At 70.7% G+C, this 23127-nt stretch carries 17 protein-coding genes and 1 pseudogene; 8 read left to right on the forward strand and 10 right to left on the reverse strand.

The window, feature by feature from the left end; genetic code table 11:
• Window positions 1-9: 9 nt before the first annotated feature.
• On the reverse strand, window positions 10-1785 hold the full coding sequence (gene leuA, locus T398_RS12720; protein WP_496446874.1) for a 2-isopropylmalate synthase: 1776 nt from the start codon (window positions 1783-1785) through the stop codon (window positions 10-12).
• Window positions 1786-2244: 459 nt separating this feature from the next.
• Between leuA and T398_RS12725 the strand changes: the two genes are divergently transcribed.
• The gene (locus T398_RS12725; RefSeq protein WP_496446875.1) at window positions 2245-3510 is read left to right on the forward strand and encodes an aspartate kinase; all 1266 of its coding nucleotides are present in this window, start codon (window positions 2245-2247) and stop codon (window positions 3508-3510) included.
• Window positions 3511-3513: 3 nt separating this feature from the next.
• Window positions 3514-4575 carry an aspartate-semialdehyde dehydrogenase gene (locus T398_RS12730; protein ID WP_496446877.1) on the forward strand — a complete coding sequence of 354 codons (1062 nt, stop codon included), beginning with the start codon at window positions 3514-3516 and terminating at the stop codon, window positions 4573-4575.
• Window positions 4576-4579: 4 nt separating this feature from the next.
• On the opposite strand, the gene T398_RS12735 is transcribed toward T398_RS12730, so the two are convergent.
• On the reverse strand, window positions 4580-6001 hold the full coding sequence (locus T398_RS12735) for a sensor domain-containing diguanylate cyclase (protein WP_496446879.1): 1422 nt from the start codon (window positions 5999-6001) through the stop codon (window positions 4580-4582).
• Window positions 6002-6290: 289 nt separating this feature from the next.
• On the opposite strand from T398_RS12735, the gene T398_RS12740 reads away from it, so the two are divergent.
• Entirely contained in the window at window positions 6291-7994 is a 1704-nt protein-coding gene (locus T398_RS12740; protein WP_496446881.1) for a bifunctional metallophosphatase/5'-nucleotidase, read from the forward strand.
• A 77-nt stretch (window positions 7995-8071) separates the two neighbouring features.
• Here the strand turns inward: T398_RS12740 and recD2 are convergent, their stop codons facing one another.
• Window positions 8072-10330, reverse strand: coding sequence for an SF1B family DNA helicase RecD2 (recD2, locus tag T398_RS12745; RefSeq protein WP_496446883.1), 2259 nt, complete (start codon window positions 10328-10330; stop codon window positions 8072-8074).
• Between the two features lie 42 nt (window positions 10331-10372).
• Window positions 10373-10672 carry a DUF1905 domain-containing protein gene (locus T398_RS12750; RefSeq protein WP_496446885.1) on the reverse strand — a complete coding sequence of 100 codons (300 nt, stop codon included), beginning with the start codon at window positions 10670-10672 and terminating at the stop codon, window positions 10373-10375.
• Between the two features lie 132 nt (window positions 10673-10804).
• On the opposite strand from T398_RS12750, the gene T398_RS12755 reads away from it, so the two are divergent.
• Window positions 10805-11749, forward strand: coding sequence for an RNA polymerase sigma-70 factor (locus T398_RS12755; RefSeq protein WP_496446887.1), 945 nt, complete (start codon window positions 10805-10807; stop codon window positions 11747-11749).
• An 81-nt stretch (window positions 11750-11830) separates the two neighbouring features.
• Window positions 11831-13009 (forward strand): NAD(P)/FAD-dependent oxidoreductase, encoded by a 1179-nt coding sequence (locus tag T398_RS12760; RefSeq protein WP_496446889.1) that lies wholly within the window; start codon window positions 11831-11833, stop codon window positions 13007-13009.
• A gap of 23 nt (window positions 13010-13032) precedes the next feature.
• Here the strand turns inward: T398_RS12760 and T398_RS12765 are convergent, their stop codons facing one another.
• From T398_RS12765 to T398_RS12775, 3 genes are all read right to left on the reverse strand, one after another.
• Window positions 13033-13755, reverse strand: a complete 723-nt coding sequence (locus T398_RS12765; RefSeq protein WP_496446891.1) for a DivIVA domain-containing protein — start codon at window positions 13753-13755, stop codon at window positions 13033-13035.
• The gene (locus T398_RS12770) at window positions 13752-14942 is read right to left on the reverse strand and encodes a globin domain-containing protein (protein ID WP_496446893.1); all 1191 of its coding nucleotides are present in this window, start codon (window positions 14940-14942) and stop codon (window positions 13752-13754) included. Before T398_RS12770 ends, T398_RS12765 begins: the two co-directional genes overlap by 4 nt.
• Before the next feature lie 239 nt (window positions 14943-15181).
• On the reverse strand, window positions 15182-16351 hold the full coding sequence (locus T398_RS12775) for a UDP-N-acetylglucosamine--N-acetylmuramyl-(pentapeptide) pyrophosphoryl-undecaprenol N-acetylglucosamine transferase (protein ID WP_496446894.1): 1170 nt from the start codon (window positions 16349-16351) through the stop codon (window positions 15182-15184).
• Between the two features lie 162 nt (window positions 16352-16513).
• On the opposite strand from T398_RS12775, the pseudogene T398_RS12780 reads away from it, so the two are divergent.
• Together T398_RS12780 and T398_RS12785 are read left to right on the forward strand one after the other, a co-directional pair.
• Window positions 16514-16704: pseudogene (locus T398_RS12780) on the forward strand (MSMEG_6728 family protein); the annotation flags it as partial.
• A gap of 83 nt (window positions 16705-16787) precedes the next feature.
• On the forward strand, window positions 16788-17609 hold the full coding sequence (locus T398_RS12785; RefSeq protein WP_496447027.1) for an enoyl-CoA hydratase/isomerase family protein: 822 nt from the start codon (window positions 16788-16790) through the stop codon (window positions 17607-17609).
• 94 nt (window positions 17610-17703) lie between these two features.
• On the opposite strand, the gene T398_RS12790 is transcribed toward T398_RS12785, so the two are convergent.
• A complete protein-coding gene (locus T398_RS12790) occupies window positions 17704-19230 on the reverse strand; it encodes an FAD-dependent oxidoreductase (RefSeq protein ID WP_496446896.1) in 1527 nt (508 codons plus the stop codon).
• Window positions 19231-19335: 105 nt separating this feature from the next.
• Here T398_RS12790 and T398_RS12795 point away from each other — a divergent pair, with 105 nt between their 5' ends.
• On the forward strand, window positions 19336-21312 hold the full coding sequence (locus T398_RS12795; protein WP_496446897.1) for an NAD-binding protein: 1977 nt from the start codon (window positions 19336-19338) through the stop codon (window positions 21310-21312).
• A gap of 92 nt (window positions 21313-21404) precedes the next feature.
• Here T398_RS12795 and T398_RS12800 read toward each other — a convergent pair whose 3' ends face one another.
• Window positions 21405-21974, reverse strand: a complete 570-nt coding sequence (locus T398_RS12800) for a carbonic anhydrase (RefSeq protein ID WP_496447028.1) — start codon at window positions 21972-21974, stop codon at window positions 21405-21407.
• A 499-nt stretch (window positions 21975-22473) separates the two neighbouring features.
• Window positions 22474-23127, reverse strand: a 654-nt coding sequence (locus tag T398_RS12805) for an Ig-like domain-containing protein (protein ID WP_496446899.1), incomplete at its 5' end; no start/stop codon positions are given.

Genomic DNA, 23127 nt, shown 5'->3' on the forward strand with positions numbered 1-23127 from the left:
CCGGGTGCCTCAGTGGGCGCGGTTGACGGCGCTGGTCACCGCCCTGATGGTGGCGGTGACGATGTTGGCGTCCACCCCGACGCCCCAGACCGTGCGGCCATCCACCGCGCACTCCACGTAAGCGGCCGCTTGGGCGTCGCCGCCGGCGGAGAGGGCGTGTTCGTGGTAGTCGAGGACGCGTACGTTGACGTCGAGGGACTGCAGCGCGTTGACGTACGCGTCCACCGGGCCGTTGCCGATGGCGGTGACGGCGCGTTGCCCGCCGCCGTGCCCGATCAGCGCCTCGAACTCGACCTTGCCGTCCACCGTGCCGAGCGTGTAGTTGGTCAGGGTGACCGTGGGGTCCGCCTGGTGGTCGAGCAGGTACTGCCCGGCGAAGATCTCCCACATGGTCTGCGGGTCGACCTCGCCGCCGTTGTCGTCGGTGACCTGCTGGACCACGCCGGAGAACTCGATCTGGAGCCGGCGGGGCAGGTCGAGCTGGTGCTCGGTCTTCATGATGTAGGCGACGCCGCCCTTGCCGGACTGCGAGTTGACGCGGATGACAGCCTCGTAGGTGCGACCCAGGTCTTTCGGGTCGATCGGCAGGTACGGCACCGCCCACGGGTGCTGCTCGACCGGGATTCCGGCGGTGCTGGCGGAGGCCGCGAGGGCGTCGAACCCCTTGTTGATCGCGTCCTGGTGGGAGCCGGAGAAGGCGGTGTAGACCAGGTCGCCGGCGTACGGGTGGCGCTCGTGCACGGGTAGCTGGTTGCAGTACTCGACGGCGCGTTTGATCTCGTCGATGTTCGAGAAGTCGATCATCGGGTCGATGCCCTGGGAGAAGAGGTTCAGGCCCAGGGTGACCAGGTCCACGTTGCCGGTGCGTTCCCCGTTGCCGAAGAGGCAGCCTTCGATCCGGTCCGCACCGGCCAGCAGGCCCAGCTCGGCGGCGGCCACTCCGGTGCCGCGGTCGTTGTGCGGGTGCAGGCTGAGCACCAGACTGTTCCGTCGGGGCAGGTGCCGGTGCATCCACTCGATCGAGTCGGCGTAGACGTTCGGCATCGCCATCTCGACGGTGGCCGGCAGGTTGATGATCAGCCGGTGGTCGGGGGTCGGGTCGAGGACCTCGATCACCTTCGCGCAGACCTCCACGGCGTAGTCCAGCTCCGTGCCGGTGTACGACTCGGGGGAGTACTCGTAGTGGATGTCGGTGTCCGGGGTGTGGATCTCCGCGGATTTCTGGCAGAGCCGGGCGCCGGTGGTGGCGATGTCGGTGATGCCGTCCCGGTCCAGCCCGAAGACGACCTGGCGTTGCAGCGTTGAGGTCGAGTTGTAGAAGTGCACGATTGCCCGCTTCGCGCCCCGCAGCGCCGCGAAGGTGCGGTCGATCAGATGTTCCCGGCACTGGGTCAGCACCTGGATGGTGACATCGTCGGGGATCAGGTCCTGCTCGATGAGCTGCCGGACGAAGTCGTAGTCGGACTGGCTCGCCGAGGGGAAGCCGACCTCGATCTCCTTGTATCCGAGCTGCACCAGGAGCTGGAACATCCGGCGCTTGCGCTCGGGGGACATCGGGTCGATCAGGGCCTGGTTGCCGTCTCGCAGGTCGACCGCGCACCAGCGCGGCGCGGCCTCGACCTGCCGGGTGGGCCAGCTGCGGTCGGGGAGGTCGGTGCGGAACTGCTGCTGGTAGGGCTGGTAGCGGTGGTGCGGCATCCGGCTGGGGCGTTGCCGGGCGATGGGGTCGGTCTCAGCGTCGGGGGTGACAGCAGGGTGGGCCATGCGGAGTGCCTCCGTGGTCATGTGACGTCAGCGGTCGAGGTCGGCGAGGCGCCGAGGAACGGGTCGGAGTGGACGGCACGATTCGACCCCGCGGCGAGGTGCCGGCCGTCAGGCCTCGCCGCGGCGACCAAGGAGAAGTAACGGCTGCCACATGACCACGTCACCCTACGTGGCGGGGGTGGATCTGGGAAGGATCGCCCGGACTGTGAGATGGGAGTCGCAGCCGGGGTGACCAGCGGTAGGTCGGTGGGAAGGCCGAACTGGCTGGTAGCGCCGGCGCGGTTGGCAGTGGGCAAATTTGGGAAAAGGCATCCGTAACGGTCCGCTGTCCGGAGCGTCCCGGCGCTGGGAGCCGGATGCTGGGATCACCCGACGCGACCGAGCGGTCCGCCGGATACCCTGAGGGCGTCTTGACATGACGCCGCCGGCTCCGTCGGCGGCGTCGGCACGCTCAGGGTCACGTGGGAGGGGAGCGCCGTCGTGGCACTCGTGGTGCAGAAGTACGGCGGATCCTCCGTCGACAACGCCGAGCGGATCAAGCGGGTGGCCGAGCGGATCGTCGCCGCCCGGAAGGCCGGCGACGACGTGGTGGTGGTGGTCTCCGCCATGGGCGACACCACCGACGAGTTGACCGATCTCGCCAACCAGGTCAGCCCGCTGCCGCCCGGTCGGGAGCTGGACATGCTGCTCACCTCCGGGGAGCGCATCTCGATGGCGCTGCTCGCGATGGCGATCCACAACCTGGGGTACGAGGCGCGGTCGTTCACCGGCTCGCAGGCCGGGGTCATCACCACCTCGGTGCACGGCCGGGCGCGGATCATCGACGTCACGCCGGGGCGGCTCAAGGGTGCCCTCGACGAGGGCGCGGTGGTCATCGTCGCCGGCTTCCAGGGCGTGTCGCAGGACACCAAGGATGTCACCACCCTGGGGCGGGGTGGTTCGGACACCACCGCCGTGGCCCTCGCCGTCGCGCTCAACGCCGATGTGTGCGAGATCTACAGCGACGTTGACGGCGTCTTCAGCGCCGATCCACGGATCGTGCCGGACGCCCGGCACATCCGACAGATCACCTATGAGGAGATGCTGGAACTGGCCGCCTGCGGCGCCAAGATTCTGGCGCTGCGCGCCGTGGAGTACGCCCGTCGGGCGGGGTTGCCGGTCCACGTCCGTTCGTCATACTCGACCAGCACCGGCACGATGGTCACCGGATCGATGGAGGACCTTCCCGTGGAACAGGCGTTGATCACCGGAGTCGCCCACGACCGCAGCGAAGCCAAGATCACGATCGTTGGAGTGCCCGACGAGCCGGGAGCGGCCGCGTGGATCTTCGACACCGTCGCCGGTGCGGAGATCAACCTAGACATGATCGTGCAGAACGTCTCCACCGAGGGCACCGGCCGGACGGACATCTCGTTCACCCTGCCCAAGACCGACGGCCCCACCGCCATGGCCGCGCTCAGCAAGGTTCAGGACAGCGTCAAGTTCAAGGGGCTGCTCTACGACGACCACGTTGGCAAGGTCTCGCTGATCGGTGCCGGGATGCGTTCCCACCCGGGCGTGGCGGCCGGCTTCTTCGCCGCTCTCGGCCAGGCCGGCGTGAACATCGAGATGATCTCCACGTCGGAGATCCGGGTCTCCGTGGTGTGCCGGGACACCGACCTGGACAACGCCGTACGCGCCATCCATGACGCCTTCGAGCTCGGTGGTGACACCGAGGCGGTCGTGTACGCGGGGACGGGGCGGTAGCCCGTGGCGTCGCAGCCCACCCTGGCTGTGGTCGGGGCGACGGGCGCGGTCGGCACCATCCTGTGTGAGCTGCTCACCGGCCGGCGGAACGTCTGGGGCGAGATCCGACTCGTCGCCTCCCCCCGGTCGGTCGGGCAGCGGGTGGGTTGCCGGGGCGAGGAGCTGACCGTCCAGGCGCTCACCCCGGAGGTCTTCGACGGCGTTGACGTGGCGATCTTCGACGTTCCGGACGCGGTCTCGGCCCAGTGGGTGCCGACCGCGGTCGACCGGGGCGCCATCGTGGTGGACAACACCGCCGTGTTCCGTACCGAAAGCGATGTTCCGTTGGTCGTCCCCGAGATCAACCCGGAGCAGGTCCGGAACCGGCCGAGGGGCATCGTCGCCAACGCGACCTGCACGACCCTCGCCATGATCGTCGCGGTGGCGCCACTGCACCGCGAGTACGGCCTGCGGGAACTGGTGCTCTCGTCCTACCAGGCGGTCTCCGATGTCGGGCAGGCCGGGGTGGACACCCTGCACCGCCAGCTCATCAAGATCGTCGGAGACCGGGGGCTCGGCTCCCGCCCCGGGGATGTCCGGCAGGCGGTCGGGGACGACCTCGGACCCTTCCCCGCACCCCTCGCGCTGAACGTGGTGCCCTGGGCCGGGGTGCCCGCCGACGGTGGCTGGTCCTCCGAAGAGGTGACCCTGCGTAATGACTCGCGCAAGATCCTCGACCTGCCCGACCTGAAGGTCACCGCCACCTGCGTCCGGGTGCCCGTGGTCACCGGGCACTCGGTGGCGGTGCACGCCGTCTTCGGCACCGAGGTGGACGCCGAGGGAGCCGGTGAGGTGCTGCGCAACGCACCCGGCGTGATCCTGGTTGACGAACCGGCGGCCGGCGAGTTCCCGATGCCGATCGACGCCGTCGGCACCGACCCGTCCTGGGTCGGCCGCCTCCGCCGGGCCCTGGACGACCCCCGCGCCCTCGACTTCTTCGTGACCGGGGACAACCTCCGCAAGGGCGCCGCCCTGAACGCGGCGCAGATCGCCGAACTCCTGGCCGGCGAACTGACGCAGCGCTGACGTTTCAGGCTGCGGCTAGGCGTACGCCGTCGCGGCCCTCCCGTTTCACCCGGTAGAGCGCCTGGTCGGCGCGGTGGAGGGCGTGGCCGGCGGGCTCATCCGGGTACGGGAGGGCGATGCCCACGCTGATGGTGCGGCCGATCCCGCGCGCCGCCGCGGTGAGGCGCTCGGCGACCCGGACCGCCTCCTCGGGGCGGTTCACCTCGATCACCGCCGCGAATTCGTCGCCACCGGTTCGGTACAACTCGTCACCCTGGCGCAACGCGCCCTCCAACGCCCGTGCCAGCTCCACCAGCAGCCGGTCACCGGCCTGGTGGCCGTACGTGTCGTTGACGGTCTTGAAGCCGTCCACGTCGATCGCGAGCAGGGCGGTACGCCCGGGGGTGGCCGCCGCGATCCGCTCCCCGAACGGCCCGGTGTGCCGCAACCCGGTCAGCGGGTCGGAGCTGGCCCGCTCGCGGAGCCGAGCCACGGTCCGGAGCCGGTCCAGGGCGCTTCCGGTCTGGCCGGCGAGCAACTCCAGCAGGTTGACGGTGGTCGGGTCGGTGCGGAGCCGCCGCGCGTCGGCGACCAGCAGGAGCCCGGCGTCGTCGGCTGCGCCGACCGGCACCGCCACCAGTGTGCGGACCCCGGCCCGGGTCAGCGGAGCGTGGTCGTCGGTCGCCGGCGGTTCGGCCTCACCGAGGGTGTAACCGGCGCCGTAGCGGTGCGCCAGGTGGATGATCCGCTCCAGCGCCGCCGGGCCGGCCGTGGCGAGCGCAGAGCGGACCCGGGCCTCCAACTCGTCGGGGCGGGTGGTCGGCGCGCACAGCCGGGGACCCGACGGCCCGGCGAGCACCAGAACGGCGGTGGAGAGCGTCGACACATCCCGCGCCGCCATGCACGCCGCGTGTCGCAGTTCCCGCTCGGTGTCGGCGGCGGCCAGCGCGGCGGCGTGCCGCAACAGCTTCTCGCTCCGGGTCTCCGCCGGCGGTCCGCCGAGTGCCACGATCCGCGCGCCGAGCTGTTCCGCGAGGCGTTCGGCGGTGTCCCGCCACGCCGTCAGGTCCGCCGGTTGGCTCCAGAGCAGGTCGAGGACGCCGACAGGTCGGCCCGCCGGCCCCGGCACCGGTACGCAGACCTCACCGGTGGCGTCGGGGCGGACCGGGAGGCGATCCGGGTCCGCCCCGAGGTCGGTGATGACCGCGGGGCGACCGGTGGTGTGCACCCGACCGGCGACGCCGGTAGCCGGCCCGACGGTGGAGAAGACCTGCCACGACCCGGTGGCAGCAACGCAGCGGAGCCGGTCGTGGACCTCCAGCAGCACCGAGACGGCGGCCGGGGTGGACTGGGCCAGGGCGGCGACGGTCCACTGGCACGCCTGGGTGACGGTCGACGCCATCGGCAGGCGGGCCGTGCCGGCACAGATGATTTGATCGTGATCCACTCGCGTGTTGTCCCGGGTCGGAGGTGACCGGCCGCTGCCGGTGCCGGGTACCAGGGTAGCCAGCCGGTCGCTGGCACCCCGGTCTGCGCGGTACGGCGTACCAGCGGGCCACCCACTGTTGTCGAAGCTGTGGTGTGCCGCCCGGTCGACTGGTGGCGGGAGCGATGAGAGGCTGTTGTCGGTGCTGGTGGCGGTACCCGTCGTCGCCGGTGCCCGAATCCTGCCGATGGCGCGAAATGGTGGGCGTGCCCAGCCCGGATGTTTCCGCGCCGTTCCCACGAGGAGTTCCATGTCCATCCCCGGGATGCGTCGGGCCGCGATCGGCCTGACCGCGTTCGCTGTGGCCGCCTTCGGCGCGGTCGCGACCACCCCCGAAGCGGCGGACGCCGGTCCGAAGCCGGTCGACGTCACGCTGCTCGCGCTGAACGACTTCCACGGCCATCTGGAGCCGCCCGGTGGTTCCAGCGGCACGATCGAGGACCAGCCGGCCGGCGGGGTCGAGTACCTGGCGACCCACCTGGCCGAGTTGCGTAAGGCCAGCAAGAAGAAGAACACCATCACGGTCGCCGCCGGGGACCTGATCGGCGCCTCGCCGCTGCTGTCGGCGGCCTTCCACGACGAGCCGACCATCGAGGCGTTGTCGCAGGCCGGGCTCGACTACGCGAGCGTCGGTAACCACGAGTTCGACGAGGGCTCCGACGAACTGCTGCGGATTCAGCACGGCGGCTGCCACCCGGTCGACGGCTGTGCCGACGGCACCCCGTACCGGGGCGCTGACTTCCAGTACCTCGCCGCGAACTCCTTCGTGACCGAGACCGGCGAGCCGCTACTGCCCCCGTACGCGATCCACCGGGTGCAGGGCGTCAAGATCGGCTTCATCGGAATGACCCTCGAGGGCACGCCGGACATCGTGAGCCCGGACGGCGTCGCCGGCCTGACCTTCGCCGACGAGGCGCAGACCGCCAACCGGTACGCGCGGGAACTGCGCCGCAAGGGCGTGGAGACCATCGTGGTGCTGCTGCACGAGGGCGGTAACCAGGCCGGCGCCGGTGGCATCAACGACTGCGTCGACTTCACCGGCCCGGTGGTCGACATCGTCAACCGGATGGACCGGTCCATCGACGTCGTCGTCAGCGGGCACACCCACCAGGCGTACAACTGCGAGGTCAACAACAAGCTGGTGACCAGCGCCAGCTCGTACGGCCGGCTGATCACCGACATCGACCTGAAGATCGATCGGCGGACCGGGGACGTGCTGCGGGCCACCGCCGAGAACCTGGTGGTCACCCGGGACGTCGCCGAGGACCCGGCCCAGACCGCGCTGATCGACCACTACCAGGCCGTCCTCGGCCCGGTCGCCGGTCGGGAGGTCGGCGAGACCACCGAGGCGATCACCCGGACGCAGGAGACCCTCTTCGACACCGTTCGCGGAGAGTCCCCGCTCGGGAACCTGATCGCCGACGCCCAGCTCCGGGCCACCGCGGGGGACCAGGACGCGGTCGCCGCGTTCATGAACCCGGGCGGTGTCCGGGCCGACCTCGACGCCGGCCCGGTCACCTACGGGGAGGCGTTCACCACCCAGCCGTTCACCAACAACCTGGTGACCCTCGACCTCACCGGCGAGCAGCTCTACTGCCTGCTGGAGCAGCAGTTCGTCACCGAGCGGGTGCTCTACCCGTCGGCCACGGTCCGGTACGTCGTCGATCCGGCCGGCAGCACCGCCCCGACGGATGACCCCTGCGCCGGCACCCGCGTGGTCCGCGGCAGCCTGACCTTCGCCGACGTACCGGTGGAGACCGACGGCACCTACCGGGTCACGGTGAACAGCTTCCTGGCTGGCGGGGGGGACGGCTTCTCCGTACTCACCGACGGCGCCAACCCGGCCACCGGCCAGATCGACCTGGACGCGCTGGTCGCGTACCTGACCGAGACCTCGCCGATCTCCGCCCCGGCACTGGACCGGATCCGTACCACCGGGGAGCTTGGCCGCTGACGTCACCGCTTCCAGCACCGACGGGCCCCGGGAACACCCGGGGCCCGTCCTCGTCCTAGCCCGGTGTTCCCCACCGATCAGGGCGGGGTGGTGGCGAGTCGGTGGTTGAGGGCGGTGTGCCGGCGGCCGGCGCCGACGGTGCGGACCGCGGCGGCGAGGGCCCGGCGGGAGCCGACCAGGACGACGAGCTGTTTGGCGCGGGTGACCGCGGTGTAGAGCAGGTTGCGTTGCAGCATCATCCAGGCGCTGGTGGTCAGCGGGATGACGACCGCCGGGTACTCGGAGCCCTGCGACCGGTGGATGGTCATGGCGTAGGCATGGGCCAGCTCGTCCAGCTCGTCGAAGTCGTAGTCGATGCTCTCGTCCTCGTCGGTGCGGACGGTCAGCGTCTGCTCCTCGGTCGAGAGCTGGGTGACGATGCCGAGGGTGCCATTGAAGACACCCGCCTGCCCCTTGTCGTAGTTGTTGCGAATTTGGGTGACTTTATCGCCGATGCGGAACACCCGTCCACCGGCGCGCCGCTCCGGCTGCCCCTCCCGATGCGGGGTGAGCCGTTGCTGGAGCAGGGTGTTCAACGCGCCCGAGCCGGCGGGGCCCCGGTGCATGGGGGTGAGGACCTGGATGTCGCGGCGGGGGTCCAGGCGGAACTTGGCGGGGATGCGGGAGCAGGCGACATCGACGGTCAGTTCGGCCGTGGCCTCCGTGTCGTCGCAGGCGAAGAGGAAGAAGTCCGGCAGGCCCTGGAGCAGGGGCGGGCGGCCGGCGTTGATCCGGTGCGCGTTGGTGACAACGCCGGACTGGGCGGCCTGGCGGAAAATCTGGGTCAACCGCACCCGCGGGATGGCCGGAGCGGCGAGCAGATCGCGCAACACCTCGCCGGCGCCGACGGAGGGAAGCTGGTCGACATCGCCGACCAGCAGCAGGTGCGCGCCGGGCGGAACAGCCTTGACGAGCTTGTTGGCCAGGATCAGGTCGAGCATGGAGGCCTCGTCCACGACCAGCAGGTCAACGTCGAGGGGGTTGTCCCGGTCGTAGGAGGCGTCCCCACCCGGGCGTAGCTGCAACAGGCGGTGCACCGTGGCGGCGGGGTGCCCGGTCAGCTCGGCGAGGCGCTTGGCGGCCCGCCCGGTCGGGGCCACCAGGGTGACCTTGGCTTTCTTGGCGGCGGCCAGCTCGACGATCGACCGGACGGTGAAGCTCTTGCCGCACCCCGGCCCGCCGGTCAGCACCGCGACCTTCGAGGTCAGCGCGAGCCGGACCGCCTGCTCCTGCTCCGCGGCGAGGTCGTTGCCGGTACGCGCCTTCAACCAGGTCAGAGCCTTGTCCCAGTTGACGCCCACGAAGTGCGGCAACCGATCGTTCCCATCGCCGAGCAGGCGGAGCAGGCTGGTGGCGAGAGACCGCTCCGCCCGGTGGAACGGCACCAGATACACCGCCCGCACCGGCTCCGCTGGGCCGGGTGTCGCCGATGCTGGCCGATCGGCGCCGCCGCCCGGTAGTGACTCCCGGACCACGCCCTCCTCGGCGACCAGGTCGTCCAGGCAGCGGGTGACGAGGTCGGCCGGCACGTCGAGGATCTTCGTCGCGTCCGCGACCAGCTCCGCTTCGGGCAGGTAGCAGTGGCCGTTGTCGGTGGCCTCGGAGAGCGTGTACTGCAGGCCGGCCATGACCCGCTGCGGGCTGTCGTGCGGGATACCGACCGACTGGGCGATGGTGTCGGCGGTCTTGAAGCCGATGCCCCACACATCGGCCGCCAGCCGGTACGGCTCCTTCATGACCACGTCGGTGGCGGCGTCGCCGTACTGCTTGTAGATCCGTACCGCGAGGGAGGTCGAGACGCCGACGCCCTGGAGGAAGACCATGACCTCTTTGATCGCCTTCTGTTCCTCCCACGCCGCGGTGATCTTCGCGGTGCGCTTCGGGCCCAGCCCCGGCACCTCCACCAGCCGGGCCGGCTCCTCCTCGATGATCCGCAGTGTCTCCAGGCCGAAGTGGGCGACGATCCGTTCGGCGAACACCGGTCCGATGCCCTTCACCAAGCCCGAGCCGAGGTAACGCTGAATGCCCTGGATCGTGGCCGGCAGGACCGTGGTGTACGAGTCGACCTCGAACTGTCGGCCGTACTTGGGGTGCGAGGACCAGCGCCCGTGCAGCCGTAGGCTCTCCCCCGGCTGCGCGCCCAGCAGCGCGCCCACCACCGTCAACAGATCGCTACCGCGGTCGGTGGCGACCCGGGCCACGGTGTAGCCGGTCTCCTCGTTGACGTACGTGAGCCGCTCCAGCACGGCCTCGAGCGTCGCCAGGGCGGGACGGGGGGCAGCGGTCACGCCGGCCATCCTGCCGTACTCCAGCGGCGGCGTGGCGCTCCGCCTAGGGCTTTAGTCGAGGAGTTCGAGGCGCACGGTGGTGACGTCGCCGGCCTCAATGGTTTCGGCCTCGCGGACGGCTCGCTTGACGGGCAGCACGTAGCAGCTTCGCTGCTTGTCCGGAAATATCGAGGTCGCCCAGGTGCTGTCACCGACCGTGACCCGGACCCGCAGCGAGCCGAAGCCACGACGCGGCGGTCCGGAGAGGTCCCGGATCTCCTCCGACAGGTCGGTGGGGAGGCTGGCGAAGGTCCAACTGTCGGCCCGCCGGGCACTCCAGCTCCACAGCTCGGCCTCGAAGGTGACGATCACGGGCTCAGCCTGACACGACGGTCCGACACCGACTGTGGCTCGGCCCTCCGAGTGACCGAACCGGCACCGCGGCGCGGTCGCTGGTGCTACAACGTGAGCTGAGCCGTGGTGCCTCGTGGCTACTGTCGGGCCATGCCGCTGAGTTTAGACGAGGTCGAGCTGTTCGAGCACTCCAGGGCCCGGTTGGAAGCGATCGCCTACCGGCTGCTCGGCTCAGCGAGCGACGCCGAGGACGCGGTCCAGGACACGTTCCTGCGCTGGCAGGCCGCCGATCGCCGGCACGTCCAGACACCCGAGGCGTGGCTGACCAAGGTGCTCACCAACCTGTGTCTCAACCAGCTCACCTCGGCGCGCGCTCGGCGCGAGAGGTATGTGGGCACCTGGCTGCCCGAGCCGCTGCTCACCGGAGACCCGATGCTCGGTCCGGTCGACACCGCCGAGCAGCGGGAGTCGGTCTCGATGGCGGTGCTCGTCCTGATGGAGCGGCTTTCGGCCAACGAGCGGGTCGTGTACGTGCTCCGGGCGGCGTTCGGCTACTCGCACGGTGAGATCGCCGAGTTCCTTGACCTCACCGAGTCGAACTGCCAACAGATCTACCGGCGGGCGAAGCAGCACATCAGCACCGACCGGGTCCGTACGGAAGTGGATGCGACCAGCACGCGGAAGATCGTCGAGGAGTTCCTGGCAGCCGCCACCAGTGGGCAGGTTCGGCGGCTCGTCGAGCTCTTGACCACGGACGCGACGAGCGTCGGCGACGGTGGCGGCAAGATCCCGGCCCGGACCACGCCGGTCGCCGGAGCGTTGGCGGTGGCGAGGTTCCTGCGCGGCCTCCTCGTTCCCACCAAAGCCAAACGCGACCGGATCGGCGGTCGACCTGCTGTCTATGCCGGCGTCGTCAACGGCGGGCCCGCGGTGGTGGTCGTGCTCGACGACCGGGTCGTCGCCGTCATGTCCCTACAGGTGACTGGGGAGGGCATCGCGGCCATCCATACCCAGGTCAATCCCGACAAGCTTGCCCGCGCCACCCACCGCTGGTCCGCGGTTGAGCCCGGCGCACCTCTTATCGAAGCCTGGTGACCCAGCTCATAGCCGACTCCTGTCAGCAACCGCGTCGCTGTCCGGTTCAGGAAGCGGACGCATCGAGACAGGAGTGAGATCATGAAGCACCGCATCGTCGTCCTCGGGGCCGGATACGCCGGAGCCGCCGCCGCCGGGCGCCTGGCCCGGCGGCTGCACCCGGACAGTGTCGAGGTCACTGTCGTCAACGCCGGGGCCGAGTTCGTGGAGCGGGTCCGGCTGCACCAACTGGCGGCCGGACAACGCCTCGCCCCCCGCCGACTGCGCGACATCTACGCGGGTACAAGCGTGCGGCTGCGACTGGCACGGGTCACCGCCGTTGACGTCTATCAGAAGATCGTCACGCTCGTTGATGAGCACGGTACCGACGAGGTCGGTTACGACACCCTCGTCTACGCCCTCGGTAGCACCGGTACTGACCACGGAGTTCCCGGTGTCACCGCGCACGCCTACAGCATCGCTGTAAGGGAGTCCACGCTGCGGCTACGCGACCGCCTGGTCCGCCTCGGCGCCGGCGGGAACGTCCTGGTCGTCGGAGGTGGTCTCACCGGCCTCGAAGCTGCCACCGAGATCGCCGAGACGCGGCCGGACCTCGCCGTCGCGATCGCCGCCCGCGGCGGCCTCGGCGACTGGCTGGACGTCGGGGCGCGGGGTCATCTGCGACGCGTCTGTGACCGTCTCGGTATCACCGTGCACGAGCACACCGACATCGTTGAGGTCGCGGAAGCCAGCGCGGTCACCGGCGACGCTCGAACCATCCCGGCTCAGGTGACCGTCTGGACGGCGGGCTTCGCCGTCCACCCCATCGCCGCGGCCACCCCGCTGAAGCTCGCCGAGACCGGACAGATCATCGTGGACGCCAGCACGCGTGCGATCTCGCACCCCGACGTGTACGCGATCGGTGATGCCGCGTTCGCCGAGGGGCCCGGCGGCAAGCCGCTCCGGATGTCCTGCGCCTCCGGAATCCCCATGGGGTGGCAGGCCGCCGACGCCATCGCCGCGCGCCTGACCGGTCGAGAGGTCCCGAAGTCCTCGCTCCGCTACTACAACCAGTGCATCAGTCTCGGCCGGCGGGACGGGCTCATCCAGTTCGTGACGGCTGATGACCGCGCCACGTCGTCTTTCCTGGCCGGAAGGGTGGCAGCCCGGTACAAGGAGATGGTCTGCAGGGGGGCGGCCTGGAGCGTCCGCCACCCCACGCTGCTGCTGCCATCCCGTCGCCACCGCACCAGCCCGCGCGGACAGGACGCGCTGCGGTGAGCCGCGGGGCGGGTGGCGCATGGCTACCGGTGTGTCTGCCCGTGGACGGGTCGGATGCCGGTAGCCGTGGGATGGTCCGATATGGCGGCCTGTTCGGGTGCGGTGGCTGGTGGGCCGACCAGCTTGGTCAGTTCGGCGCCGAAGGCGTCGCCCACGGCGCGAATCTGGGCACTGGCGCCGTCGAGTTGACTGGTGGCACCCGCGACTGCGGCGAGGATGTTCCGGGCGATGGCGGCGAGGCGTTCGACCTGTTCGCGGTCGGCGGAGTACTGCTGCCCGGCGCGGGTGCGGTAGGAGTGGGCGGCTGCCTCCGCCTCGCGGCGTGCCTCCGCGACGACGCGTTCGGCTTGGCCGCGGGCGTCGGTCTGCATGCTGCGGGCGTGGGTCTTGGCGTCGGCGATGAGTTGGTCGGCCTGGTGCTGGGCGGTAGCCAGCATGTTGATCGCCTCGTTGGAGAAGGCACGTTGGCCGGCGGGTTCGGTGTCGATGTTTTGGTTGCGGAAAAAGCCGCGTAGCCGGTTGATTTCCGCGAGGTCGCGGGCATGGGTGCTGGTCCACCGCTGCACCTCCTCGGCCATTCGGGCGAGAAAGGCCTCCACCTCGTCCGGACGGTAACCACGGCGGCCGAGTGCGGTTTCGCGGAACCGGTGTCCCCGGATGTGTTCCGGGGACATCGGTCGCCACCCCCGGAGCGCGGTGTGGCGGCTGAGGTCAGGCTCGTCGCCGGGGTAGTTGGCTGGGTTCATCGTGCGTACACCTCGGCGCGGTCGGCCACCGTAAGGGTGGCTACGGAGTCGGGGCGGTAGGGGTCGTTGGTGCCGTCCTCGCTACGAATCTGCTGCGGGGCGATACCAGCCTCGGCGAGGCGCTCGCGGCTGGTGGCGACCATTTCGGCTGGACCGCACACGTAGATGTCGTGCGCGTCCCAGCGACCCGTGCGTAGCGCGACATCCACGGCGTTGCCCCGGTGAACGCCGACGGCGTGGGCATCGTGGGACAGGCTGGGGACGACGGTCAACCAGGGCATCTGCTGCGCCATGGACTCCAGGGCGGGCAGGTCGTACAGGTCGCCACTCGTGCGGCCGCCGACGACGAGGGTGACTCGTCGTCGGCCGCCCTCGGCGGCGAGTTGTTCGGTCAGTGCCTTAAGCGGTGCCAGGCCGGTGCCGCCAGCGAGCAGTAAGAGGTCGCGGCCGGAGTCCGGGTCCAGGGTCAGGCTGTGCCCGATGGGCGCGCCGACGCGGATCTCGTCACCGTTGCGCAGCGACTGCACGATGGCGGTGGAGACCTCCCCACCCGGTACTGCCTTCACGTGTAGCTCGACCAGCCCATCGCGACGCGGAATATTCGCCGGCGAGTAGTACCGCCAGAGGCGAAGCCGCGTCGGCACCTCGATCGCACAGGACTGACCCGGCAGGTACCAGTAGGGCATGGGCTGGTCCACCTGTAGCCGGACCACGGCCACGTCCAGACCCCGGCGCTCGTGTTCGACAACCAGCGCTCGCCAGTACGGGGGCTCGTTGCGGGTGGCCTCCGCCGCGGCATCACACATGACCTGCGCGACCAGGCCGTACGCCTCAGTCCATCCGGCGGCGAGGTCGGCGTCCCAGTCGGGGCCGAGGAACTGGCTGAGGGTGGCCAGTAGCGCCTCCCCGACGGGCGGGTAGTGCTCGGGACGAACGTCGAAGCGTCGGTGGTCGCGGCCCAGCCCGCGCGCGAAGGGCAGCATCACGTCTGGCTGACCAACGCCGGCGACAATGCGTCCAAGCGCGGTGACCAGCCGATCCCGTTGGCCCGCCATGGACGCCGGGAAGAGCTGTCGCAGCTGTGGATTACGCGCGAACAAGGCTGCGTAGAAGTAGGCCGGCACCGCATCACCGTGCGAGACGACTCGCGCCCAGGACGCCTGTAGCCGGTCAGGGTCCACGGTCACGTCGACGAGCCGGCTGGTGCGAGAGCGGAGTCGGCGCTGGACGCACTGCCGGTACGGTTGTGCATCGACTTCACTCGGCCCCCTGGGTACTGGTCCGTGGAGTGACTGGCACGGCGGTTAGGTGTAACCACCGTATCGACTAGGGTCACTTAAGCGGTTTAGTTGGCTGTCTGCATGATACTGGCTCGGCTCGACTGGGCGCCCACTGCCCCGAGCCCGGCAGTGCCTACCGCCGCCCGTCAGCCGCGACGGGCGGCGTCAATCAGCTCGGTGACCGCGGCGGCAGCGGCGTCCGGCCGGCCGTGCCGGCGCGCGGCCTCCGCCAGGGCGTGCCGACGCTGCGCGTCGTCGAGCAACGTCAACAGTTCGGTGCGGAGCGCGGCACCGGTGGCGTCACCGCCGGTGAGCATTCGCGCCGCGCCGGCCTCGGCGAGGTACCGGGCGGTCTGCCGCTGCTCGTCGCCGGAGGTCGGCACGAGTGGGATCAGGATCGCCGGTCGGCCCAGCGCGGTCAGCTCAGCTACTGTGCCGGCGCCACTACGCGCGACCACGATGTCGGCGGCGGCGAGCACATCGGGCAGTTGTCCATGGATGTAGTCCACGACCCGGTAGCGGGCCTGTAGGTGCGGTGGTAGCTGGGCGGCGATCTGTCGCATGCGGTCCAGGCTGTACTCCCCGCACTGGTGCAGCACCTGGCAGCGTTGCAGGACATCGGGGAGGACCTCGGCGACCATCTGGTTCACCTGCACCGCGCCCTGCGCCCCGCCGGTGACGAAGACCAGTGGCAGGTGTGGCTCCAGCCCGTAGGCGGCGCGGCCGGCAGCCGGGTCTCCGGCAAGCATGTCGGGGCGGACCGGGTTGCCGGTGACCACCGCTCGGGCCTGCGCTCGCTTCGACAGGTTCGCCAACGAGGAGGTGTGGCTCAGCAGCACCCGGCGGGCGACCAGGGCGAGAATCCGGTTGGCCAGGCCCAGGTTGAGGGTTTGCTCGTGCATGACCAGGGGGCGCCGGGCCAGCCAGGCGGCCAGACCGATCGGGACAGCGACGTAGCCGCCGGTGGAGAGGACCACGTGTGGCCGGACCCGCAGTACGGTCGCCATGGCCTGCAGTACGCCGATCGGAATCCGGAACGCGTCGGTGATGTTGCGCCACAACTCCTGACGGTTGGGGGACCGCCGTAGCTTTCCGGTGGTGATGGCGCGGAAGGGCAGGCCCTCCTGCCGGGCGATCTTCGCCTCCAGTCCCTGCTCGACGCCGACCCAGAGAATGTCGGGCTCGGCGCCGGTTTCGGCGAGGCGGGCGCGGAGCGTTCGGATGGTCGTCAGTGCCGGGTAGGTGTGCCCCCCGGTGCCGCCACCGGTGACGATGATTCGCAAGCCGTGGAGCTGCTGAGCACTGTAGACGGCCATGCGTTCCCCTGTGCGGTGTCCGTCCGGCTGGCATCCTTGCTGGCGAACCAGGATGGACTGGGTGGGCGTTCTGACGTTGGAGTAGATCGACTATAACGTCCGCCACCCCCGTCACTTCGTCGCCTGCCGCGCCGCTCACCGCCTGCCGCGTCGCCCACGGCCCGGGGCGTACGCACCCAGGCCGAGCCGGCTGACGCCGGTGAGCTACCGCCCTGGCTGGGCCGCGACGACCTGCACCTGAGTCACCGTTCGTCGCTGCTGCGCAAGAACCCCGAGCACTATCGACCGCAGTTGGGCACATCCCGATCGATCTGGAATACGTCTGGCTCCGCTCGGATCGCGCCGCCGGCTAGGAGGAGCCGCCGGCTGGGACGGGCGCCGGACCGTGACCGGCGTCACCGAGGCGGGGCGGGGCGGCGGCTGCGTCGATATCGTCATCGCGGCGGCAGGTACCGGAAGGAGAGTTGCGGTGGCGGACGCGGAACTGCTGGTCGAGGTGGCCGGTCCGGTGGCGACCGTGGTGATCCACAATCCGGCCCGCCGGAACGCGATGACCGCGGCGATGTGGCGGCGCCTGCCGGGGGTGCTCGATCAGCTGGAGGCCGACCCAGCGGTACGGGCCCTGGTGCTCACCGGAGCCGACGACACCTTCTGCGCCGGCGCGGACCTCGGCGACCTGGACGAGCTGCTGGATGCCGGTGATGCCAGTATCGCTGTCACGGCCGAGGAGCGGCTCGCCGCCTTCGCCAAGCCGACAATCGCCGCGATTCGGGGTGCCTGCGTCGGCGGTGGGTGCCAACTCGCCGTCGCCTGCGACCTGCGGTTCGCCGCCGACGACGCGCGCTTCGGCGTACCTCCGGCCCGGCTCGGCCTGGTCTACCCGGCACCCACCACCCGCCGGCTGGCTCGACTGGTCGGGCCGTCCACGGCGAAGGCTCTGCTCTTCACGGCGGAGCTGATCGACGCTGGGCGGGCGCTGCGGGTCGGCCTGGTGGACGAGGTGCTGCCCGCCGCCGCGCTCTCGGCCCGGGTCGGTGCGGTTACCGCCGCGGTGACCGCGCGGTCCCAGCTCAGCGTCATGGCGGCCAAGGAGATCGTCGACGGGCGGGCGGACGATGATCGGATCGCCTGGTGGCACGGGCAGGTGCGGGCCAGCGGGGAGGCCCGGGAGGGCGTGGCGGCGGCCAACGAGCGCCGACCGGCCCGCTTTCCGTGGTCCCCGCCCGAGGTGGGGCCCGGCGAACCGGGCACCGGGTAGCGGTTGGGGCCCGCCGGCTCCGCGGCCAGTGCCCCCGGGCGGTCAGCGCCCCCCAGGCGGCCAGTGCCCCCGGGCGGTCAGCGCCCCCGGGCGGTCAGTGCCCTCGGGCGAGCAGGCCCCGGGGGCGGATCGAGTGGACCGGCTCGGTCGCACCGCCCTCGTCCCGCAGGATGTGGTTGGCCGCGAGGATGCCGGTGGCGGCGGAGCGCTCCATCAGCGCACTGGGGAAGTCGGTGCGGATGCCGTCGCCGGCCAGGTAGAGCCGGTCGGCGTCGGTGCGGACGCCGGGCCGCCCCGCGTGGCCGCCGGGTGGGAACGCGGGCGCCCGGGCCTCCACCCGGGCGCGCAGCTCGCGGATCCGCAGCCGCCCCGCCTCCGGCCAGAGGGGCCTCAGCTCGCGCCACATCCGTTCGGCCAGCTCCTCGGCGGGCACGTCCGGCTCGCAGGCGTACGCGTGCAACTCGACCACCGCGCCGCCGTTGCGCGCCGCCCAGCGGCGGGACTCCGCCTCCAGCCGGTGGTAGAGCGTCACCGAGTCCAGGGTGGGCTGTCGGGAGACCCCGCTGAAGACCGCCCGCCCGGGATCCACATCCCCGGCACACCAGTAGCGGGCCACCGCGTACGGCGGACCGGGCCGGCCGAACGCGGGCATTCGCGTGACCAGGCCGGGGGCGGCTTCGGCGAGGACGGGGGAGGCCGCTACCAGCGCGGCGAGGGCCGGTGGGTCGACGGCGAGCACGACATGCCGGGCCTCGTACGCGCCGGCGGTGCTCATCACCTGCCAGCCGGTGGCGTCGCGGTGCAGCCCGGTGACCGTGGCCTCGGTGACGACCCGGCCGCCGTGCTGCTCGAGGTGCCGGGTGAGGGGCTGCCAGATCGACGCCGCGTAGTCCGCCGTGGGGCAGTCGAAGGCCAGCCCTTCCGGGTTGCCCAGCAGGTAGAAGTGGAACTGGGCGATCATTTCGGCGGCGGACATCTCCGCTTCGTGGTTGAAGAACGAGTGGGAGAAGACCTCGAAGAGCATCGCTCGGGCTCGGTCCGGCAGTCGGAGCGAGGTGAGCAGGTCGTCGGCGGTGGTGTCGTCGAGTTCGGCGTACGTCTGGATCGGGTCGTAGCTGAGCAGCGGCAGCGCGGCGTCCCGGTTCATCGCACGTAGGTCCCGCAGGCGCAGGCTGGGGCTGCGGAGCAGGAGGGCGAGCAGGTTCGCTGGCGCCGCGGGCGGCAGCCTGCCGAACTCCTCGGTGGGCCAGCGCGCGGACAGGACCGGGTAGCGCGGGATCTGCCGGAGGAAGCCCAGCGTCGGGTCGACCCGGCGGAGGATGTTCCGCCAGTTGTAGTACTGGCGGAAGAAGGCGTGGAACCCGTGTTCGTTGGTCCGGGTGCCGTCGGGCGAGGTCTCCGGCCATGCGCCGAGCCGCCCGCCGATGGTGGGGGCGGCTTCCAGGACGGTGACCGGCACTCCCCGTTCGGCTAGCACCACCGCCGCGGACATGCCGGCGATTCCGCCGCCGACCAGCACGGTGGGTGCGGGGTGGGGTACGCGCGGCGAGCCCCCACCGCCCTGCTCCACCACGTGTTCGCGGACGCCGAGCAGCCGACCCGCCAGTTGCGACAGCGTCATCGCCCCAGTTTGCCCGAGTCGGGCCGGGGTGGAGAATGGACTCGCGCCACTGATCCGTCGCAATCGTGATCAATGGGCTGCACGAGGGGCCGCCGGCTGTCTACTATGCGCCACATGACGGGGCCCTTCGATCGTGCGTGGTGGACCGGGCGGCGGCTCCGAGGCAACAGTGACCCCTGGACCCACTACGTGGTCTGTGGCCACGACGCCCTGGCGTACTGGGTGGTGAGGTCACTGCTCGGCACCGAGCCGCAGCTGACCCGGATCCGGATCACGTTGGTGGTGCCCAAGCGGCAGCGGACGGACAGCCCGGACGGTCGAGATCTCGACGGCATCGAGGTCATCCAGGCGGACCGGCTCGACGAGGTGACATTTCGTGAAGCCCGGCTGGATCGGGCCGAGGGTTTGGCGCTGCTGCACCAGGACGATGTGGGCAACATGCACGCCGCGCTCTGCGCGCAGGAGGTCCAGCCGAGCCTGCGGTTGGTGGTGCGGATGTTCAACACCAGCCTGGCCAACGGGGTGCGACAGATCTTCCCTGACTCGGCGGTGCTCTCCGATGCCGTGATGGCGGCCCCGGCCTTCGTCGCCGCCGCGCTGGGTGAGGTCGCGCCGGCGCATTTCCGACACGGCGGGCGGACCCTCTACGTGGCCCGCCGCGTCGATCTTCGTGACGAGGATGTCGTCTGCCCAGTGGCGGATACCCGCGACCCGCGGGAGGTACGGGTCCTGCCCGCGGACGCGACCGCCGCCGACGTGGTGCTCGCCGAGGCGGCCGGTACGCCACCGGGAACCGAGGTGGCAGCACGCCGACTGCGCCGGGCCCGGCGGTGGCGGCGGCCGGTCACGATGCTGCTCCGGGCGGTCCGCGGCTTCGCCACGCGCCGGATCGGCATCGCCGTGTTGGCGCTGCTGGCGGTGATCGTCGTGCTCGGCGGCCTCTACGCCAGCACCGCCGAGGTGAGCTGGGGGGAGGCGCTCTACCTGACCCTGGTCACCGCCCTGAGCGGGCAGGACCCGGACGCCGCCAAGCCGGTCGGCGAACAGGTCCTCCAGGTGGTCCTCAATCTCTCCGGGCTGGCACTGATCCCGTTGATCACCGCCGTGGTGGTGGATGGCCTCGTCAACGCCCGGCTGGCGTTGCACTCCGGGCGGCCCCTGACCGACCGTTCCGGGCACGTGGTCGTGGTCGGCCTCGGCAACATCGGGATGCGGGTGACCGCTCAGCTCCGCGATTTCGGGGTCGAGGTGGTCGCCATTGACAAGAATCCGGATGCGCGGGGCGCCGAGCTGGCCCGGCAGCTCGGCGTGCCGGTGGTGGTGGGGGACGGCTCCGCCGAGGAGATCCTGCGCGCGGCCTCGGTCGCTGCCAGCCAGGCCCTCGTCGTGGTCTCCACCGACGACGGGGTGAACCTACGGGCCGCGCTGACCGCTCGGTCCCTCAACGACGATGTTCAGGTGGTGCTGCGGCTCTTCGATGGGCACTTCGCCGAGCGCGTCCAGCGGTCCTTCGGTATCGGCGTCTCGCGGAGCGTGTCGTACCTGGCGGCGCCGTCGTTCGCTGGTGCCCTGCTGGACCGTGCCGTCATCGCCACCATCTCGGTCGGCCGGCACGCCCTGTTGGTCACCGAGGTCCCGGTCGCCGCCGGCTCCTCGCTCGAAGGTCAGCCGCTCGCCGTCGTCGGCCGGGCGGGAAGCGTCCGGCTCCTCGCCCATGCCCGCTCCGGCCAGCGGTACGAGTGGGAGTTCGACCACCGGCTAGTGATCATGGCCGGGGACCGCTTGACCGTGGTTGCCCGGCGGGCCGGGCTGAATGCCCTGCTCCGTGCGACCGGCCCCCTCGATTCAGAGGTTTCCGCGCCGCCGGGGGCCGTAACGCCCCCAGGGGCCGCGACGCCCTCAGGGGCCGTAACGCCGCCGGGGGCCGTAACGCCCCCAGGGGCCGCGACGCCCTCAGGGGCCGTAACGCCGCCGGGGGCCGCAACGCCCCCAGGGGCCGCGACGCCCCCCGGGGGTCCGCCGCTGCCCCGGACGGGGGAGCAGGACGGTTCGGTTAGTCAACAATCCGACTCTGCCGACTAACCCAGGTCCCGGAAGGCGCCAGCACCAGGGGGAGGCCCCTAGCACCTATGCGGCGGCCCGGGACCAGTGTTGTTCGGTCACCGTTCGGTTGGTCAGGAGGGGGCGCCGCTGAGGACCTCGACCGCACCGGTGTCGAGGGAGTAGTAGGCGCCGACGATGGCGAGGTCCTGCTTCGTCACGAGCGGGGCGAGTTCCGGGTTGGAGCGCAACTCGTTCGCGGCCAACTCGATCTGGGCGCGGACCATGGCATCGATCGGGTCGTCACCCCCCGCCTCAGCTACCTGTTCGTACGCCGGCTGCAGGGCGGTGACGATCTCCGGCAGGTTGCCGGGCGGCGTTTCGCCGTCCCGGAGGGAGGCGTACGCCGCCTTGATGGCGCCGCAACGTTGATGACCGAGGACCACGATGAGCGGAGTGCCGTTGGCTAGCGGCCCGTATTCGACAGAACCGGTGACCACCGGGCCAACCGCCTCGCCGCCGGTTCGGGTCACGAAGAGGTCGCCCAGGCCGACGTCGAAGATGAGTTCCGGTGGTACCCGCGAGTCGATGCAGGAGAGGACCGCCGCGAAGGGCTTCTGCTCCTGGGCCACGGCCTGCCGCCGGTCCGGGTCCCGGTGGGGGGCCTGCGGCTCGCCCTGTACCCACCGCTGGTTGCCCGCCATCAGCCGCTCGAGTGCTGCCTTGGGCGTGGTGGGTGGCGTTTGGGGGGAGGTGCTGGTCGTTGACGACTGCGCCTCCGTTGATGAGCAGCCCGCGAGCGCGGCCACGGTGCCGACAAGCGCGCCGGAGAGCACCGCCCGCCGATTCGGGCGTACTACTCTATTCATTAATCTCCCCTGAACTGGTTTATAGCCATACTCTCACCTTTAGCGGTCGAATTATACGTCGAAGCTCTCAGAGGCGGACAAGCAGGCGTATTCTCGGTGTTCCCATGGGCGGCCGGTGGTGGGGTGCTCAGCGCCGCCACGGACCGCAGGTGCGAGGGCGGCCCGCCGCTCGCAGGCCAGATGCGTCTCGGTGCTCAGACCGCCGCGGGATCGTCCGAGGGCATGGTCATCGAGCCCACGCTGACCGTCCACGCGCAAGCCGCTAACCGGGCGATGACACCGTCCGGTTAGCGGCACCGTTAGCGGGTTCTAGTCAGGCCGACATGGATGGTCCTCACGCCCCGGGTGTTGGTCGGCGTCGGTGGGTGGCAAGGGTCAGGGCGGCGCCGGTGAGGGTGAGCAGGATTCCGGCGGTGAGGATGGTGGGCAGACTGGTGCCGGTTACTGGGATGGTGGGCTTTGGGATGGTGAGTGTCGTGGAGTTGGATGTTGAGGCTGGGCAGTTGCTGTCGCCGTTGTAGCGCGCCTGGATGTGGTGGGTGCCGGGTGTCAGGTGTGTGACGGTGAGGGTTGCGGTGGTGGTGGGGTTGCCGGACAGGGGTTTCGTGTCCAGGGTGGTCGTGTCGTCGAGGAAGGTCACGGTCCCGGTGGGGGTGCTGCCGGTGCAGGTCACGGTAGCGGTGAGGGTGACGGGTTGATCTGGTGTCGGGTTCGGTGGGGACACCTGCAGGGTCGTGGTTGATGTTGATGCCGATGGGACGATAGCCAGGCCGTGGAAGCTGCCGCCGGTGACGGTGGTGATTGTGGTGTCGGCTGGCAGGTTCACCGCAACTGGGGTGCTGCTGGTGGTGTTGGTCCCGTCGCCCAGCTGGCCCGAGGCGTTGAAGCCCCAGGCCAGCATGGTGCCGGTGGAGGTCAGCGCCAGACTGTGGCGGTTGCCGGCGGCGACGGTGGTGATTGTGGTGTTGGCCGGCAGGTCCACCGCAAC

The sequence above is a fragment of the Salinispora goodfellowii genome (assembly GCF_059570675.1).

Coding starts and splice junctions, on each gene's coding strand:
- leuA (WP_496446874.1), bottom strand. CDS start 1,785: ATGACCACGGAGGCACTCCGCATGGCCCACCCTGCTGTCACCCCCGAC.
- T398_RS12740 (WP_496446881.1), top strand. CDS start 6,291: ATGTCCATCCCCGGGATGCGTCGGGCCGCGATCGGCCTGACCGCGTTC.
- recD2 (WP_496446883.1), bottom strand. CDS start 10,330: ATGGCCGGCGTGACCGCTGCCCCCCGTCCCGCCCTGGCGACGCTCGAG.
- T398_RS12755 (WP_496446887.1), top strand. CDS start 10,805: ATGCCGCTGAGTTTAGACGAGGTCGAGCTGTTCGAGCACTCCAGGGCC.
- T398_RS12760 (WP_496446889.1), top strand. CDS start 11,831: ATGAAGCACCGCATCGTCGTCCTCGGGGCCGGATACGCCGGAGCCGCC.
- T398_RS12765 (WP_496446891.1), bottom strand. CDS start 13,755: ATGAACCCAGCCAACTACCCCGGCGACGAGCCTGACCTCAGCCGCCAC.
- T398_RS12775 (WP_496446894.1), bottom strand. CDS start 16,351: ATGGCCGTCTACAGTGCTCAGCAGCTCCACGGCTTGCGAATCATCGTC.
- T398_RS12790 (WP_496446896.1), bottom strand. CDS start 19,230: ATGACGCTGTCGCAACTGGCGGGTCGGCTGCTCGGCGTCCGCGAACAC.
- T398_RS12795 (WP_496446897.1), top strand. CDS start 19,336: ATGCGCCACATGACGGGGCCCTTCGATCGTGCGTGGTGGACCGGGCGG.
- T398_RS12800 (WP_496447028.1), bottom strand. CDS start 21,974: ATGGCGGGCAACCAGCGGTGGGTACAGGGCGAGCCGCAGGCCCCCCAC.